The sequence below is a fragment of the Dyella monticola genome (genome assembly GCF_003363155.1).
GTDB classification, from domain to species: Bacteria; Pseudomonadota; Gammaproteobacteria; order Xanthomonadales; family Rhodanobacteraceae; genus Dyella_B; species Dyella_B monticola.
In genome coordinates this window covers 550,052-566,350 of sequence record NZ_QRBE01000001.1, presented here as the reverse complement: position 1 = coordinate 566,350, position 16,299 = coordinate 550,052, and the positions used below count along the sequence as shown (strand labels likewise).

Sequence of the window (16,299 nt, the reverse complement as noted above, 5' to 3'; positions counted from 1 at the left end):
GCACATAGTCGAATTCCAGCAAATTCACGCTGAATCAACCCTTATAACTGCCGCAACTTAGTGCAACTTTACAAGGTGGTTTCCGATCCCTTTAGGATCGTTCCGAGCGGATTGCCCGCAAGACCTTGATAAGATGGCGGGCTTATTGACCTGACTGCGCCAGCCGCGGAAACGCCCACCATGCCGATTTCGCTCTACAACAGCCTCAGCCGCCGTATCGAGCCCTTTTCGCCGCTCGATCCGAACCGGGTGACGGTCTACCTGTGCGGGCCCACGGTCTATAACTTCGTGCACATCGGCAACGCCCGCGGGCCGGTGGTGTTCGACGTGCTGGTGAAGCTGCTGCGCCGCCACTACCCGCAGGTGGTCTATGCCCGCAACATCACCGACGTGGACGACAAGATCAACGCCGCCGCCCTGGAGCAAGGCGTGCCCATCGGCCAGATCACGAGTCGCTTCACCCAGGCTTACCGTGAGGACATGGCTGAACTGGGCATCGCACCACCGGATGTGGAGCCGCACGCCACCGCGCATATCGGCCAGATCATCGAGATGATCCAACGCCTGATCCATGGCGGCCATGCTTATGAGGCGAAAGGCCACGTGCTGTTCAACGTGGCCTCCTACGCTTCCTATGGCGAGCTGTCCGGGCGCGATACCGACGAGCTGATCGCAGGCGCGCGTGTCGAAGTCGCCCCTTATAAGAAGAATCCCGCCGATTTCGTGCTCTGGAAGCCTTCCACGCCGGAACTGCCCGGCTGGGACAGCCCATGGGGTCGAGGACGGCCGGGCTGGCACATCGAGTGCTCGGCCATGAGCGCCGCCCATTTGGGCGAGACCATCGACATTCATGCCGGTGGCGTGGATTTGCTGTTCCCCCATCACGAGAACGAAATCGCGCAATCGACCTGCGCGCACGGCGGCAAGGTGTTCGCGCGCTGGTGGCTGCATAACGGCATGCTCACCTTTGGCGGCACCAAGATGAGCAAGTCACTGGGCAATATAGAAAAAGTTCATGACTTACTGAAACATCACCCGGCCGAAGCACTTCGCTACGCGTTATTGAGCGCCCACTACCGTCAGCCGCTGGATTGGAGTGACGCCCTGGTCGAGCAATCCGTGCGTACGCTCGATCGCCTATACGGCACGTTGCGCGACATGGCCGACGTTGAAGCGCAGGCGAACGATGAGCACATCCCTGCCTCCATAACCGAAGCGTTGGCCGAGGACCTGGGCACGCCCAGGGCGCTCGCCGAACTTTCCGCCTATGCCGATTCCGCCTCTGTGTTGAACCATCAGAGGACATGGATAGCCAGACACCTTGAAATCGCCCAAAAGTACGACTCACTGACTAGAGCCGATGCATTGGCAAACGTCGGTCTCTTGGTCAAGGAACGTGCAATCACTCAGGCGCACCGCGAGCTGTTCGAGGCAAAAATTAGCAGACTCGAAGCACCGCAAATCGCGCAAGAGCTAAGAGCTTGCTTGATGGCATGGCAACCGGCCCAGTCTGACCTAGCGTATGTAAAATCCAGACTCCTCAGCGGGGGGCTCGCCCTGGGTTTACTTCAAATGGAGCCCGAGGCCTGGTTCAAACACGCAGGCGGCAGTGTGGTGGATGCCGAACGGGTCGAGGCACTCTTGGAAGACCGTCGCGCGGCTCGCGCAGCGCGTGATTTCGCGCGCGCCGACGCCATCCGCAACGAATTGAGCGACATGGGCGTCGTGATCGAGGATGGTGCACAGGGCACGCGCTGGAGCGTAGTCAAACGCTGATAGCCTCCGTTCGGATTCGATCCACCGAACCGGGCGATAATAGGCCCATGAATACTCTTGCCAACGTCACCGCCGCCCAGGCCCAACAGGACATTGCCGACGAATTCGCCTTCTTCGGCGACTGGACCGAGCGCTACCAATACCTGATTGACCTCGGCAAGCAGCTGCCATCGTTTCCCGAAGCGATGAAGAGCGAGGACTACCGCGTGCACGGTTGCCAATCGATGGTGTGGCTGGTGCCCAGCGGCGACGCCTCGAACATGCACTTCGATGCCACCAGCGATTCGGCCATCGTCTCAGGGCTGATTGCGCTCGTGCTGCGCGTGTATTCGGATCGCCCGGCGGCGGAGATCGTTGCTACCGAGCCGGCTTTCATCCAGCAGATCGGGCTGGCCAAGCATTTGTCGCCCACGCGTTCGAATGGATTGGCCGCCATGCTGGCGAAATTGAAGGCCTACGCGGCAGCCGAATTGGAAAAGGCGGCTTAGACCCCGCGCCGGCGCCATCCGTCGAAGGCTGGAATCACGGCCACGCAAGAATGGGCGCTATGCCACGTTTTGCCGGACCGCAATGCGTTTCTTTTTCGGGCATGACAGTCGCTCGAAAAAGTTACCCAACAAAAAAGCCCCGCCCAGGCGGGGCTTTCTTCGTTCCGACCTATTGGCTAATCAATCGCCCATCTGCTTCTGCAGATGCTCGCGACGCTCCTGCGCATCCAGCGACAGCGTGGCGATCGGACGGGCATCGAGCCGTTCCAGGCCGATCTCCTCATCGGTCTCCTCGCAGTAGCCATAACGGCCTTCCTCGATGCGGCGCAAGGCCTTATCGATCTTGGAGATCAGCTTGCGGTAGCGGTCGCGCGTGCGCAGCTCCAGCGAGTTTTCCGTCTCGCGGGTGGCGCGTTCGGCCTCGTCGCCCACGTCGCGCACTTCATCGCGCAAGTTTTCCATGGTCTGACGGGATTCTTCCACGAGCTGATCGCGCCAGTGGCGAAGCTTGTTGCGGAAGTAGGCCAACTGACGAGGACTCATGTACTCCTCATCGGACGACGGGCGATAGCCGGGAGGCAAGTCGATGTTGGTGGTAATGGGCAGTGCGTAACGACCGTCTTCGCGGGTTACACCATTATCGAGCGTTGTAGCGGAGCTATTCATTGAGGACTGCGTGGTTTTCTGCTTTTTGCTGGTGGAGTTTTGCGCAGTGGCATTCGCTACGCGCTGTGCCGGACCGACGGCGCTGGCTACCTTGCCCGTTAAGGGTCTGGTGGCCGGTGATGATACGGGGCGGGATGTTGCAATTTGTGTGACTGCCGTGGATTCCTTGTTCTTGTGGACCGCGTTCTTGTGAGCCGCCGTTGCCGCGGCAGGTGCCGGGGTTGGCCGCGTTGGCGCCTTGCCAGGGGCTTTTTCGACCGGCATCTTGGCGGGTGCCGGCTTGGTGGCGGGTGCGGCGTGCTTGGGCTCTGGCTTTTTCGCTGCCGGCTTGGCGACCACCTTCTTGGCCGGCTCGGGCTTCTTCGGCTGCGGCTTGGGGGCCGGTTTGGCGGCAACCTTCTGCGCGGGCGCCTTTTTGGCGGCCACTTTGGGCGGCGGCTTCTTCACCACGGCCTGCTTGGCGGGCGCGGCTTTCTTCGCCGGCTTGGCGGCAGCAACCTTGACCTTGCTGGCCTTGGCTTCGTTGCTCTTACCCGTCGCCTTCCCTTTTGCAGCTTTTTTGGCAGCGGTCGGATTACGCGTGGTTTTCGCCATTTACCTTCACCATTTTGGCCTTGGCGGCCGGGTGTTATAGCCCAATACCTTCACACCGGCAACCGTCCTTCTGGAATACTTGGGTGTCACAAGCTGTTGCCGGCGATGGGAATGCCGTGAGTCGATTGATTATTTTCCTGCTCAACCTCTACAAACGCTTCGTCAGCCCTCTCTTGGGTCAACGTTGCCGCTTTTACCCCAGTTGCTCCGATTATGCACGGGTTGCGGTCGCCCGCTTCGGCCCATGGCGTGGCGGGCTGCTGGCCTGGTGGCGGATCCTGCGCTGCCAGCCGCTGTGCTCGGGCGGCAACGATCCGGTTCCCAAGCACTTCCATCTGCCTCGTTGCCATGCATCGACACGGGATGCGGTAAACAAGGAACATTAGCACCCTGCGGTGCGCCTTTGCCGATTTCTTTTCGTCAGGAGTTTCACATGTCTCATGATTGGCTGATCAAGAACGCCGAACTGGTCAACGAAGGGCGCCGTTTCCACGCCGATCTGCGCGTGAAGCACGGTCATATCGATACCATCGGTGGCAGCCTGAGCCCCCACCCTGGCGAGCAGGTGATCGACGCCACGGGGCTGTGGCTGCTCCCCGGCATGATCGATGACCAGGTGCACTTTCGCGAACCGGGCCTTACCCACAAGGCCGATATCGCGCACGAGTCGCGCGCCTGCGCCGCGGGCGGCATCACCAGCTTCATGGAGATGCCCAACACCAAGCCGCCGGCGCTGGATCGTGACTCGCTGGAGGCTAAGTATGCGCGCGCGGCCGAAACCTCGGCCGTGAACTACGCCTTCTACCTGGGCGCCAGCAACGACAATCTCGAGGCGATCCGCAAACTGGATCCGAAAGCCGCGCCAGGCATCAAGGTGTTCATGGGCGCTTCCACCGGCAACATGCTGGTGGACAACCCCGAAACGCTGGACGGCATCTTCCGCGAAGCGCCCACGCCGATCATCACCCACTGCGAAGACACGCCGATGATCGACGCGCTCCACGCCAAGGCGCGTGAGAAATACGGTGAAAACATCCCCGCGCGCGAGCACCCGCTCATCCGTTCGCGCGAAGCCTGCATCAAGTCCACCAGACTGGCGATTTCGCTGGCTCAGAAACACGGCACGCGCCTGCATGTGCTGCATATTTCGACAGCGGACGAGCTGGCGCTATTCCAACCCGGGCCGATCAAAGGCAAGAAAATCACCGCCGAAACCTGCGTGCATTTCTTGCATTTCAGCGATGAGGATTACGAACGGCTGGGCTTTCTCATCAAGTGCAATCCCGCCATCAAGACGGCCGCCGATCGCGAGGCCATTATCAAGGCGCTGGCGGAAAGCCGCCTCGATGTATTGGCGACCGATCACGCACCGCATTTGCTGGAAGAAAAAGCGCAACTCTACGACAAGGCGCCGTCCGGACTGCCGCTTGTGCAATTTGCGCTGCAGGCTGCATTGCAGCGTGTCACCGAAGGTAAGCTGACGTTGGAGCGTGTAGTGGAAGCGGTGTGCCATGCGCCCGCCACGCTGTTCAATGTGCACGAACGTGGCTTTTTGCGCGAAGGCTATGCTGCCGATTTGGTGCTTGTGGACCCCCGCAAGCCACATACGGTACGGCGCGAAGAGGTGTTGTCGAAGTGTGGGTGGTCGCCCTTCGAGGGCTATACCTTCAGCAGCTCGATCGTGAGCACGTTCGTCAACGGTCAGCGCGTGTGGGATGGTTCGCGCGTGGACGATAGCGTGCGGGGTGAGCGCTTGACGTTCGATCGTTAGGCGAAAGTGCTTTCACGCCCAGCCTGAAACACTTCAGGCTTTAGCATGCGTCATTCCGGCGACGACGGCCGGAATGACGGAGGCAGGCGGCGGATCGCGCCAGTTTGCGGCAGCTAATGCATTTCGGAAATGGTCACCAATACCGGACCATCATTGCCCGAATTTCCCAGCACTCTGGTCTGTGTATCGCTGGTCGCCAGTGTGCGGTCGCCCTGCTTTATCTTCGCCGACACCGTGAAGTCCGTACCGTTGCCTAACGCATCTGGCTCGTAACTCAATACGAACGACACCGGCGATGCCCCCATGGGAGCAATGCGATCGCTCGCAACCACGCGCGGCGCATTCGGCTTGCTGATATCGGAGAGCGTCACTTCCAGATAAGCGTCGGGTGGGAGATCGTGCGCGAGTTGATAGTCGACCTCGCCACTCAACGATTTCATCAGCGTCTGCTGCGTGGGCGCCTTTTGATGATGATGGACGAAAGGCATCCAGCTACAGCCACCCAGCACGAGCGCGCCGGCCAAAAGCAGTCCGTGGCGAATTTTCATGGCAACTCCGAGTAATAAACGCGGGCATGATAGCAACCGCGGTCCGCCCCGGAGCGAAACGGATCAAGCGCGTCCGTCGCCGTAACCACCCGCAACACCCTTGCTGGCATACGCCACGGCATCGTGCGGATGCAGGCTTTCCTGGTGTTCCAGGCGCACGTGGAAATCAGCGATGCTGTCGTCCGCGTCCAATGCACGCTGGATGCGGCGTGCGGCATCTTCGCAGAACATCAGGTTGCCGCCGTTGGCCAGCGCGAAGGCTTGTTCGTCTTCACGCTTCACAGCGGTTTGCACCGGTGTGCCCAGCGCGTGTTCGACGCGGTCGAGCAGACCGATCAGATTCAAAGGGGCATCATCGGTGAAACGAACCAGTAGACGCGCCACGCTGCGCTGCGCGTGCGGTGTGGCAATAATGCCCTTCTCGCTCCCTAGCCATGCCATGACGGCCGCATGGTCGAGAGGTTCACTGGCCTCAAAATCCTTGGCGAATTGCTCCTGAATCAATTGCCTGGACAGTGCCGCCGAAGCGGGACAGGTCGAGGAGTAGACCACTTCCGTACCCAGCTCCACGCGAAAGCCTTCTTTGCACAAGCTGGCCTCGATCGATACCGGGTAAGCACGCCAGCCGCTGTTGCTGCTGCGTAGGGCGGCACGACGCACCAGCTGATCGAAGCGGATGCTGATGCGTGCACGATCAGCCAAATCCTTGTGCGATTCCAGAAACGCCTGCAGCAGTGATTGCAACATCGCCGCGTCCACCGCTTTGGAACTGAGGTGTTCGTCGATCAATAGATAAAGGCGCGACATGTGGATGCCGCGCTTGTCTGGCCGCACGAGGTTGACGAACGCGCCGACCTGGGCGCTGGAGCGCTGCACCGTGCCGTCGCCGGCATCGAACAACGCCGGCACCTCGATACCATCCATGCCGACCCAGTCCAGCGCGCCGGCCAGATGCGGCTGCGCCTGGGCGGCAACGTCGGGCATCAGGCGAACAGTGTTTTCGTGGGTATGCATGGTGTTCCTTTGACCCTCCCGACCAAGCCGGGAGCGGGTTGCACAGACTGCCGCAGCGCGGCCACGGGGCTAATGTTGGGGCAGCTCGCCGCGTCGCAACAGGCCCATTGAGGAAACACTGCGTTTAGCCAGCGATCCGCCGCTGCCAGTGCTGGGCTGCCCGCCAGGCCCGCAGCGTCGTCAGAAAGCCGCGGTCCGGCGTGCCTTTTTGCAGGGCTTTCAAAGGTTCACCGGCGTGCAGTGCCCGGCGCGCCAAGCGCTCACCCTGGGTGGCCTCAAGTGCCCGAAATACGCTGAGGGGGCCGACAAGCCGGCCGGCCTCCTTCCATGCTGTGTGCAGGTCGTCCAATTGCGCTCTGATGGCTTGGTCGCGGGACTCACTCTGCTCGCGCAGACCGGCACGGCTCAAACTGAAGCGGGCCAAACGCGCCATGGGGAGCGGCAGGCGATCCCGCTCGGCATCCTCCTGCAGACGACGCAAGGCGAACAGCAGGTGGCTCAGCGTGGCCACGCGCGTCGCGCGTTCGGACGACGCCTGTTCGCCGTACCACCATGCTGTTTCCAGCGCGGCCAAGGCGCCATGCAGTGCCGAGGCGGCGTTGAGCTGGGCCGTGAAATCCACGGCCGTACCTTCTTCCAGTTGCGCCATGCCGGCCAGCACGGGTGCCAGCCAGCGCTCCGGCGAGATGGTGCGCGCACGCTCGTCATCGAACAGCACGCGAGTGAGCGGATGCCGTCCGCCGCTTGCCGCCGCGCCAGCGAGTTCCTCCGCCCACCAGTTGAGCTTGGTGACAGCGACGTGGGGTTCGCGAATGCCATAGGCGGCCGAGAGCAGTTCCTGCTCCAGTGCGGCAAGCGCTATGTGGCCCGGATACTTGTTCGGATCCACGAAGACCAGCGCCGTGCGCTGCTGAGGTTGCAGGGCAAGCCATTTATCGACGTAGCTTTGCAGCGCGCCGTGACGAGCACCCTCATCGCTCACGCGGGAACCTTCAGCCCTAGCAGCTCGATGAACTCGCGCGGATGCCGCACCACAACGTCGGCATCCCAGGCATGCGGATCGCCGCCATCGAGATAACCCCATTCCACGGCAACGGTGTACAGCCCGGCCGCATGTCCGGCTTGCACGTCGCGGCGATCGTCACCCACAAACAAGCATCGTGTCGGATCGAGACCGCCGCGTTCGCACGCAAGCAATACCGGCGCCGGATCGGGCTTGCGCACGGGCAGTGTGTCGCCCGACACCACCGCGCAAACACGCTCGCCCCAACCGATCTGCCTCACCAGATCGTCGGTGAGATAGCCAGGCTTGTTGGTGACGATGCCCCATGCGATACCGTTGCTTTCGAGCGCATCGAGCAATGGCTCGATACCTTCGAAAGGACGCGTATGGCGCGCCATCATGCTGTGATAAAGCTCCAGGTAACGCGGCATGCGCTCAAGCAATGCTTCGTCGCCTTCATCGAACGCGCAACGCAGGATAGCGCGCGAGCCACGCGATACGACGGTACGCACCGCCGCATAGACAGGCACCGCGGCACCAACTTCTTCGCAATAAACGGCGAGTGCGGCGTGCAGATCTGGCGCACTGTCCAGCAGCGTTCCATCCAGATCGAACAAGACGCCTTGAGGCGATTTGAGCAACGGTTTCATGCAGGTTTACGTGCGCAAAGGAGGTAATTGATAGCGGTGAACCGACTCAACCAGGCCTTGCGGCTGAGCGGGTTGTAGCCCAGGCCACTGATGTCTTCCACTTCCAGCCCTTCGTGTCGAAGCAAACGCGCAAGCTCCGAGGGCTTGAGGAACTGCGCGTAGTGATGTGTGCCGCGCGGTAGCAGACGCGCAATGTATTCCGCGCCGATGATGGCCGCACCGAAAGCCGCCGGCGTGCGGTTGAGCGTGGACATGAAAAGGCGCGCGCCAGGTTTGAGCATGACCGCCAGATCGTGCACCAGCGCGGCGGGGTCGGGCACATGCTCGATCATCTCCATGCAGCACACCGCATCGAAACTCGCCGGTTCCGCAGCAGCCAGTTCGGTCGATGACTGCTTGCGGTAATCCACCTGCAGATGGGTTTCGTGCAGATGCAGCCGGGCGATCTCGATAACCTTCAGGCCCAGATCGATGCCGACGACGTCGGCCCCCGCGCGCGCCAGCGCCTCGCTGAGCAATCCACCACCGCACCCTACATCCGCTACGCGCGCACCACGCAATGGCACACGTGCAGACACGTAATCCAGACGCACGGGATTGAGATCATGCAACGGACGCGATTCGCCGTCCGGATCCCACCAGCGCGAGGCCAGTTTGTCGAAGCGTGCGATTTCCTTGTGACTGACGTTTTCCGTGGTTTGCATCATGAGGTACTCCGCAGAATGGCCCAACTTTAATGCGAGTTCCATTCGTAAACCGTGACATCCCAGCCGCCGCTGGTATGGGCCGGATCGCTATGGGCAATGTCCAGCGCTTCTTCCAGCGACTCGGCGCGCAGTAGGTAGGCGCCACCCGACTGGTCGGCGAACGCGCCGGACATTTCGTTGCGCCCCTGCTCACGCAGCGTGGCCAGAAATTGCTTATGCAGCGGTATAGCATCCGGATCGATCTGCGGCCTCCGCATCAGCATGACCAGAAAGCGCTTCATGCCGGATCCAGTGCCGCGATGCGTTCGCGCCAGGCATGCGTGCGCGCCATGACACCAGGCAGATCCATATCCACCAGCTCGCGCGCGGCCAGCTTGCGTTTGCCCGCCACCCACACGTCCGTGACCTGATGCCTTCCCGTGGCGTATACCAGTTGCGACACCACGTGGAACAAAGGCTGGGTTTCCAGATCGCTGAGCCGCACTGCCGCGAGGTCCGCCTGCTTGCCGACCTCGATCGAGCCGACCTCGCCATCCAGGCCCAACGCCTTCGCTGCCTGGATGGTGGCCGCGCGCAATGCAAACCCTGCATCGAAAGCCGCGGCATCCTCGGCAACGGCTTTGGCCAGCAGCGCAGCGGTGCGCATCTCGCCGAACATGTCCAGATCATTGTTGGAGGCAGCGCCGTCCGTTCCCAGCGCCACGTTCACGCCGGCTTTGCGCAACTTTTCGGCCGGGCAGAAACCGGAGGCGAGCTTCAAGTTGGATTCCGGGCAATGCACAACGGACACGCCCGCTTCGGCGCAGGCGGCGATTTCGCCTTCGGTGAGTTGCGTCATGTGCACGGCGATCAGGCGGTCGTTAATCAGCCCGAGCTTCTGCAAGCGCTGGAACGGACGCAATCCGCTTTTTTTGCGCTCCTCATCCACTTCATGCGTGGTTTCATGCAGGTGCAGATGCACGGGAATATCGAGCTGATCGGCCAGCACGCGAATGCGTTCGAACGATTCGTCGGACACGGTATACGGCGCGTGCGGCGCGAACGCGGTGCGGATCAGCGCATCGTTGCGGAACGCGTCGTGGGTTTCGCCGGCGCGCTCGAAATATTCGTCCTGCGTGCGTGCCCAACCGGTGGGAAACTCGATCACCGGCAAACCGACTACGGCACGGAAGCCGTGCTTGCGATACGTCGCGCCGATCGCATCCGGGAAAAAATAATTTTCGTTGGCACACGTGGTGCCACCGCGCAGCATCTCGGCGATGGCCAGTTCCACGCCATCGCGCACGAACTCGGGGCCGATCACTTTCGCCTCGACCGGCCAGATGTGCTGTTGCAGCCATACCATCAGCGGCAGATCGTCCGCGAGGCCGCGCATCAGCGTCATTGGGTTGTGCGTGTGGGTGTTGATGAGCCCGGGCATCAGGGCATGTTCGCCCAGTTCGACGCGCTCACGCGGTGCGTAGGCGGCGCGTGCTTCGGCAATCGGCAGGATCGCGACGATGCGATCGGCATCGATCGCCACCGCATGCTGTTCCAGCACCGCGCCGTGCGGTTCGACCGGCACGACCCAGCGGGCTTCGATTAAGAGATCCACAGGCTGCGGCGCGGTCTGGCTCGTCATGTTTTTTTCTTGGGGAGTGATATGAAACGGGGCGGCACATCTTACGATGCCCGCCCCTCAGGTCTGCTCAATGTCCAATGGCTTCGTGTGCTTCGCACGCGTATTCCGCTGGATCCCGGCCTTCACCGGGGTGACGCATCGGCAAGCCGCGCTGAAGCGCCGGCCGATGCATCACTTCACACGGCTGACGTATTCACCCGAGCGGGTATCGACCTTGACGATTTCTTCCTGGTTGACGAACAGCGGCACGCGCACCACGGCACCGGTTTCCAGCTTGGCCGGCTTGCCACCACCACCGGAGGTATCGCCACGCAGACCCGGATCGGTTTCCACGATCTTGAGCTCCACGAAGTTCGGCGGCTGCACGGAGATAGGACGGCCGTTCCACAGCGTGACCACGCACTCTTCCTCACCCTTCAACCACTTGGAGGCGTCGGACATGGCGGTGGCGTCAGCCTGGTGCTGTTCGAACGATTCCTGGTGCATGAAATGCCAGAATTCGCCATCGTTGTAGAGGAACTGCATGTCCGTATCGACCACGTCCGCGCCTTCATAGGAGTCGCTGGACTTGAGCGTCTTTTCGGTAGTGCGGCCGTTCAACAGGTTGCGGATCTTGATGCGGGTGAAGGCCTGACCTTTGCCCGGCTTGACGAATTCTGCGTCGGTGATGATCCACGGGTCACCGTCGACGATGATCTTCAAACCGTTCTTGACATCGTTAAGACCATAACTGGCCATGTACTTCACTCCGATGAGGAAACCGCCGCCATCCGCGGCTAAAATAAGAGGTTCAAGGGCAACCGTGCCCGATAGAGCCCTCTATGATAACCGGAAGCCCCGGCGCCCGCATTACACCGCCCAGCACCCAGGATGACTGGCGCCAGCTTTGGCGCCAGTCGATTACCGATGGCCGCGAGTTGCTTAGTCTCCTTGACCTTGATCATCTGGCCGACCGCCTGCCTGCCGCGGACGCCGGTTTTGCGCTGCGCATTCCGCGGGGATTCGCGGCGCGCATGCGTCGCGGGGATGCGCGCGACCCGCTGCTGCTGCAGGTGCTGCCCCAGCTTGCCGAACTGGAGCATGCCCCGGGTTTCGCCACCGACGCGGTGGGCGACCTTGCGGCACGCGAAGCCCGGGGATTGCTGCACAAGTACCAGGGTCGTGCCTTGCTGATCGCCAGCGGAAGCTGCGCGATCAATTGCCGTTACTGCTTTCGTCGACACTTCCCCTATGGCGAGGAGATGGCCGCGGCAGGTCAGTGGCAGCAGGCGCTGGAGCATATTGCTCAGGACGCGTCGGTTAACGAGCTCATCCTTTCCGGTGGCGATCCGCTGGCATTGGCCACCAGCAAACTGGAAGAGCTCACGCGCGGGCTTGGCGGTATAGCGCATGTGACGCGGCTGCGTATTCACACGCGACTGCCTGTGGTACTGCCCGAACGCATCGATGCGTCGCTGGTGGAATGGCTGCAAGCATTGCCCTTGCAGACGGTAGTGGTGGTGCATGCCAATCATCCCAATGAGTTCGACAGCAGCGTGGATGCAGCCTGCGCGCGCTTGCGCGATGCGGGCGTAACCCTGCTCAATCAATCCGTGCTGCTGCGCGCAGTCAATGACGATGCCGATGTGCTCACGGCATTGTCAGAGCGCATGTTCGCAGCGGGGGTGCTGCCGTATTACTTGCATCAGCTCGACCGTGTGCAGGGGGCGGCGCATTTCGAGGTCACGGACGCCCGCGCGTTATCCCTGATCGAGGCCATGCGCAATCGCCTGCCCGGCTACCTCGTGCCCAAGCTCGTGCGTGAAGTAGGTGGCGATCCGTCCAAGCGGCCAATTTGAGCTGCCCTCCCCCTTCGCCGGGCGGGCGCGGCCGCGCCATGGATCACCAATGCGTCAATTGCCGCTGGCGGCCCTGCAAGGAATCCGTTAAAACAACAGGGACGCTGGCTAGCCCTCGGACACCTTCCGCGCGAGCAGCCTTCTCCAAGGAAAGCACGACGCGCCCATGAAGACAGACTCCGTCATCAAGATCCTCTTTGTCGAAAATTCGGTCGAGGACGCGGAACAGATCATCACCTTATTGCGCAACGCAGGCATCGCCGTGCGACCCGCCCGTGCGGCCACAGCGGAGCAGTTCGAGGCAGCGCTGAAAGAACTCGGTCCGGACCTGGTGCTGTTCAGCCCCGCCGTGAGCACCGTGCCCCTGCGCACCGTGGCGCAGCTGATCGATGCCACGGCCCGCGATATCGCCCTGCTCGCCTGCGTGCCGAAAATTGATGATCAGGCGGTAGCAGAAATGTTTCAGGAAGGTGTGCAGGGCGTCGGCTCGCGCAGCCAGCCCAAGCAGCTCATCACCGTCATCAAGCGTGAGTTCGAATCGCTTCACACCCGCCGCCAGGTTCGACGGCTGGAAGCGGCGCTGCGCGAATCGGAGCGACGCTGCGATGCCTTGCTCGATTCCTCCAACGATCCCATCGCCTACGTGCATGAAGGCATGCACGTGCGTGCCAATCGCTCCTATCTGGACACCTTCGGCTATGCCGAATACGACGACCTGCTCGGGTTGCCGGTGCTGGACCTGATCGGCCCCGCTGACGCGGACGCCTTCAAAGGCCTGCTACGCGCGCTGTCGCGCGGCGAGAAAGCCGAGTACCGGCTCGAATTGCATGCACGCCGCGCTGACGGCAGCACCTTTGCCGCCACAGCCGAATTCGCGCACGCCACGTTTGAAGGTGAGCCCTGCCTGCAGATCGTGTTCCGCCGTCAGCAAATCGACCCGGCCTTGGTGGAGCAACTGCAGCGCGACGCGGTCACCGGCTTGTTCAACCGTGCCCGTACGCTGGAACACATCGACAACGCCGTAGCGGCCGCGAGCGAAGGCCGCAAGGGCCAGACCTTGCTGCTGATCGAGCCGGACAACTGGGCGTTGATCGTCAACAACGTTGGCCTGGGCAAGGCGGACGAACTGCTGGCCGCCTTTGCCCGCCGCGTGAGCATGCAACTGGGCTCGCAAGACATTGCCGGGCTGCTCGCCGAACACACCATCGGCGTGGTACTGCACACCGAAACCGATGAGGCGATCCGCAGCTGGATCGATAGCCTGCAACAAGCCATATCACGCGAAATTTTCGATCTTGGGACGCAATCGATCACGCTGACCGCCAGCACCGGTGGCAGCCTGCTGGGCGAAAAGAACGCCAATGCCGACATGCTGCTCAACCAGGCAAGCCAGGCCTTGCGCAGTGCGCAGAGCCAGGGCGGCAATCGCAACGAACTGCACGATCCGGCAGCGAGAGAGAAAGCCGACGCCGAGCGCGAGCGCAACTGGCTGAGCCTCTTGCGCCAGGCGCTTACGCAGAACGAATTCATGTTGTATCACCAGCAGACCATCAGCCTGCAGGATGCCGAGGGGGATTACTCGGAAATCCTGCTGCGCATGAATGGCCCGCAAGGCGAAGTGTCGCCTGGCTTCTTCATGCCGATTGCCGAAAAGTATGGCCTCAACGCCGAGATCGATCGCTGGGTATTGAACCAGGCCATCAATGCGTTGAAGGCGCGCGACCGGCAAGGCATCGCCACGACATTCTTTGTAAAGCTCACGCCCGAATCCATGCAGTCGCAGGCCAACCTGCTGCCTTGGCTGGAGCGCGCGCTCAAGCAGGCCAGCCTCAAGCAGGGGCGGCTGGTGCTGGAAATGACGGAAAGCAAAGTTGTAACCATGCTCCGCCCCGCGCAGGAATTCATCACGAGCTGGAAAAAACTCGGTGGTTTCTTCGCGCTGGAACAATTCGGCTCCGGCCTCAATTCCTTCCAGTTGCTCAATCACATCGATGCCGACTATTTGAAGATCGACCGCAGCTTCATGGCCGATCTGCCGCAGCATCCGGAAAATCAGAAGAAGGTCACCGAGATCTGCCAGCAGGCGCACGAGATGAAGCGCCTGACCGTGGCCGAATGGGTGGAAGATGCCGCCAGCACTTCGCTGCTGTTCGCCTGCGGCGTGGATTTCGTACAAGGCAACTTCTTGCAGGAGCCGCAGCCCTTGGTGGTGGGCTGACGATTCGTCATTTCCGCGAAGCGTTTGCACCCGGTTTGCCCAGTCGCCATTCCGGCGAAGGCCAGAATGATGCAGAAGCGAGGCGGAGCTCCCTGAACAGGAGCGAAGATCGCGGCGCTAACGCACGAGAGAATGACTTCTCTCGATAATTGAAGCCGCCCCACGAATCAATCACGCAAAAAAGCCCTGCGAATCGCTCCGCAGGGCTTTTCGTATGACGCTGCAGCCGAAAATCAGTCGGCGGAGGTCGAAGCGCCGATATCTTCCTTGATGCGCGCTGCCTTGCCTTCCAGATTACGCAGGTAGTACAGCTTGGCGCCGCGCACCTTGCCCTTGCGCTTCACCTGCACCGATTCGATGCTCGGGCTGTGCGCCTGGAACACGCGCTCCACGCCGGTGCCGTGCGAAATCTTGCGCACGGTAAAGGCCGAATGCAGGCCGCGGCTGCGCTTGGCGATGACAACACCCTCGAACGCCTGCACGCGCTCACGGTTGCCTTCCTTCACCTTGACGTTGACCACCACGGTGTCGCCAGGGCCGAACTCCGGCAGCTGGCGGGTGATCTGCTCGGCTTCGAACTGTTCGATGATCTTGTTCATGACAACACCTGTCTTTGTTCAATGCTTGCGGTCTTCATCGGCCGCATCGTTTTGCCGTTGCTGCGTTTGAGCATGCTCACGGCGGAATTCATCCAACAGCGCGCGGGATTCAGCATCGAGCGCGCGCTGCGCCAATAAGTCGGGACGCCTCAACCAGGTTCGTCCCAGTGCTTGCTTCAAGCGCCAGCGGCGGATGGCCGCGTGATCGCCGGAAAGCAGCACCTCCGGTACGTCGCCCAGCGCATCGTGCACCGGTTTTGCGTAGTGCGGGCAATCGAGCAAGCCGTTCGAAAACGAATCCTGCTCGGCGGATTGCGCGTCGTTCAACGCACCTTCCTGCAAGCGGCCCACCGCGTCGAGGATCACCGCAGCGCCCAGCTCGCCGCCGGACAGCACATAATCGCCGATGGACAGCTCCTCGTCGACCTCGTGCGCCAGCAAACGCTCGTCCACACCTTCGTAACGACCGCAGAGCAAAGCGATGCGCGGCAACTTGGCCAGCGCTTCCACCCTGCCCTGCGTCAGCCGCGCTCCTTGCGGACTGAGGTAAATCACATGCACCGGTTCGGGTGCCGCCTGGCGCACTGCCATAAGGGCTTTGCGCAAGGGCTCGATCAGCATCACCATGCCAGGACCACCGCCGCAGGTGCGGCCATCCACAGTACGGTAATTGTCGGTGGCGTAATCGCGCGGGTTCCAGGTTTCCACCTGCAACAGCTCACGCTGCTGCGCGCGTCCTACGACGCCGACGGCGGCGCACTGGCGCATGAAGTCTGGAAACAACGTGACGACATCGATGCGCATTG

General features: G+C 61.7%; 17 protein-coding genes. 6 read left to right on the top strand and 11 right to left on the bottom strand.

Features of this window, described 5'->3' with window-relative positions; genetic code table 11:
* Positions 1 to 180: 180 nt before the first annotated feature.
* Positions 181 to 1,776, top strand: a complete 1,596-nt coding sequence (gene cysS / locus DWU98_RS02390; protein WP_230474622.1) for a cysteine--tRNA ligase — start codon at positions 181 to 183, stop codon at positions 1,774 to 1,776.
* A 47-nt stretch (positions 1,777 to 1,823) separates the two neighbouring features.
* On the top strand, positions 1,824 to 2,264 hold the full coding sequence (locus tag DWU98_RS02380) for a SufE family protein (RefSeq protein WP_115493847.1): 441 nt from the start codon (positions 1,824 to 1,826) through the stop codon (positions 2,262 to 2,264).
* A gap of 180 nt (positions 2,265 to 2,444) precedes the next feature.
* On the opposite strand, the gene dksA is transcribed toward DWU98_RS02380, so the two are convergent.
* A complete protein-coding gene (gene dksA / locus DWU98_RS22145; protein WP_230474621.1) occupies positions 2,445 to 3,524 on the bottom strand; it encodes an RNA polymerase-binding protein DksA in 1,080 nt (359 codons plus the stop codon).
* Between the two features lie 116 nt (positions 3,525 to 3,640).
* Here dksA and yidD point away from each other — a divergent pair, with 116 nt between their 5' ends.
* A complete protein-coding gene (yidD, locus tag DWU98_RS02370) occupies positions 3,641 to 3,910 on the top strand; it encodes a membrane protein insertion efficiency factor YidD (protein ID WP_115494159.1) in 270 nt (89 codons plus the stop codon).
* 47 nt (positions 3,911 to 3,957) lie between these two features.
* The gene (locus DWU98_RS02365) at positions 3,958 to 5,295 is read left to right on the top strand and encodes a dihydroorotase (RefSeq protein ID WP_115493846.1); all 1,338 of its coding nucleotides are present in this window, start codon (positions 3,958 to 3,960) and stop codon (positions 5,293 to 5,295) included.
* A 113-nt stretch (positions 5,296 to 5,408) separates the two neighbouring features.
* On the opposite strand, the gene DWU98_RS02360 is transcribed toward DWU98_RS02365, so the two are convergent.
* The 8 genes from DWU98_RS02360 to efp all read right to left on the bottom strand — a co-directional run bounded on the left by DWU98_RS02360 (position 5,409) and on the right by efp (position 11,576).
* On the bottom strand, positions 5,409 to 5,843 hold the full coding sequence (locus DWU98_RS02360; protein ID WP_115493845.1) for a YbaY family lipoprotein: 435 nt from the start codon (positions 5,841 to 5,843) through the stop codon (positions 5,409 to 5,411).
* A gap of 63 nt (positions 5,844 to 5,906) precedes the next feature.
* Positions 5,907 to 6,857 carry a GTP cyclohydrolase FolE2 gene (folE2, locus tag DWU98_RS02355; protein ID WP_115493844.1) on the bottom strand — a complete coding sequence of 317 codons (951 nt, stop codon included), beginning with the start codon at positions 6,855 to 6,857 and terminating at the stop codon, positions 5,907 to 5,909.
* A gap of 124 nt (positions 6,858 to 6,981) precedes the next feature.
* Positions 6,982 to 7,839 carry a squalene/phytoene synthase family protein gene (locus tag DWU98_RS02350; protein WP_230474620.1) on the bottom strand — a complete coding sequence of 286 codons (858 nt, stop codon included), beginning with the start codon at positions 7,837 to 7,839 and terminating at the stop codon, positions 6,982 to 6,984.
* On the bottom strand, positions 7,836 to 8,510 hold the full coding sequence (gph, locus tag DWU98_RS02345; RefSeq protein WP_115493843.1) for a phosphoglycolate phosphatase: 675 nt from the start codon (positions 8,508 to 8,510) through the stop codon (positions 7,836 to 7,838). The genes DWU98_RS02350 and gph overlap by 4 nt, the downstream gene beginning before the upstream one ends.
* On the bottom strand, positions 8,507 to 9,217 hold the full coding sequence (gene ubiG, locus DWU98_RS02340) for a bifunctional 2-polyprenyl-6-hydroxyphenol methylase/3-demethylubiquinol 3-O-methyltransferase UbiG (protein WP_425480210.1): 711 nt from the start codon (positions 9,215 to 9,217) through the stop codon (positions 8,507 to 8,509). The genes gph and ubiG overlap by 4 nt, the downstream gene beginning before the upstream one ends.
* A gap of 26 nt (positions 9,218 to 9,243) precedes the next feature.
* Positions 9,244 to 9,498, bottom strand: a complete 255-nt coding sequence (locus DWU98_RS02335; RefSeq protein ID WP_115493842.1) for a YciI family protein — start codon at positions 9,496 to 9,498, stop codon at positions 9,244 to 9,246.
* Positions 9,495 to 10,838, bottom strand: coding sequence for a TRZ/ATZ family hydrolase (locus tag DWU98_RS02330; protein WP_115493841.1), 1,344 nt, complete (start codon positions 10,836 to 10,838; stop codon positions 9,495 to 9,497). The genes DWU98_RS02335 and DWU98_RS02330 overlap by 4 nt, the downstream gene beginning before the upstream one ends.
* A gap of 171 nt (positions 10,839 to 11,009) precedes the next feature.
* Positions 11,010 to 11,576 carry an elongation factor P gene (gene efp, locus DWU98_RS02325; protein ID WP_115493840.1) on the bottom strand — a complete coding sequence of 189 codons (567 nt, stop codon included), beginning with the start codon at positions 11,574 to 11,576 and terminating at the stop codon, positions 11,010 to 11,012.
* Positions 11,577 to 11,659: 83 nt separating this feature from the next.
* Here efp and epmB point away from each other — a divergent pair, with 83 nt between their 5' ends.
* Together epmB and DWU98_RS02315 are read left to right on the top strand one after the other, a co-directional pair.
* A complete protein-coding gene (epmB, locus tag DWU98_RS02320; protein ID WP_115493839.1) occupies positions 11,660 to 12,676 on the top strand; it encodes an EF-P beta-lysylation protein EpmB in 1,017 nt (338 codons plus the stop codon).
* Between the two features lie 166 nt (positions 12,677 to 12,842).
* Positions 12,843 to 14,894, top strand: coding sequence for an EAL domain-containing response regulator (locus DWU98_RS02315; protein WP_115493838.1), 2,052 nt, complete (start codon positions 12,843 to 12,845; stop codon positions 14,892 to 14,894).
* A gap of 233 nt (positions 14,895 to 15,127) precedes the next feature.
* Here DWU98_RS02315 and rplS read toward each other — a convergent pair whose 3' ends face one another.
* Positions 15,128 to 15,493 (bottom strand): 50S ribosomal protein L19, encoded by a 366-nt coding sequence (gene rplS, locus DWU98_RS02310; RefSeq protein WP_115493837.1) that lies wholly within the window; start codon positions 15,491 to 15,493, stop codon positions 15,128 to 15,130.
* A gap of 18 nt (positions 15,494 to 15,511) precedes the next feature.
* Positions 15,512 to 16,297 carry a tRNA (guanosine(37)-N1)-methyltransferase TrmD gene (gene trmD, locus DWU98_RS02305; RefSeq protein ID WP_115493836.1) on the bottom strand — a complete coding sequence of 262 codons (786 nt, stop codon included), beginning with the start codon at positions 16,295 to 16,297 and terminating at the stop codon, positions 15,512 to 15,514.
* Between the last annotated feature and the right edge of the window lie 2 nt (positions 16,298 to 16,299).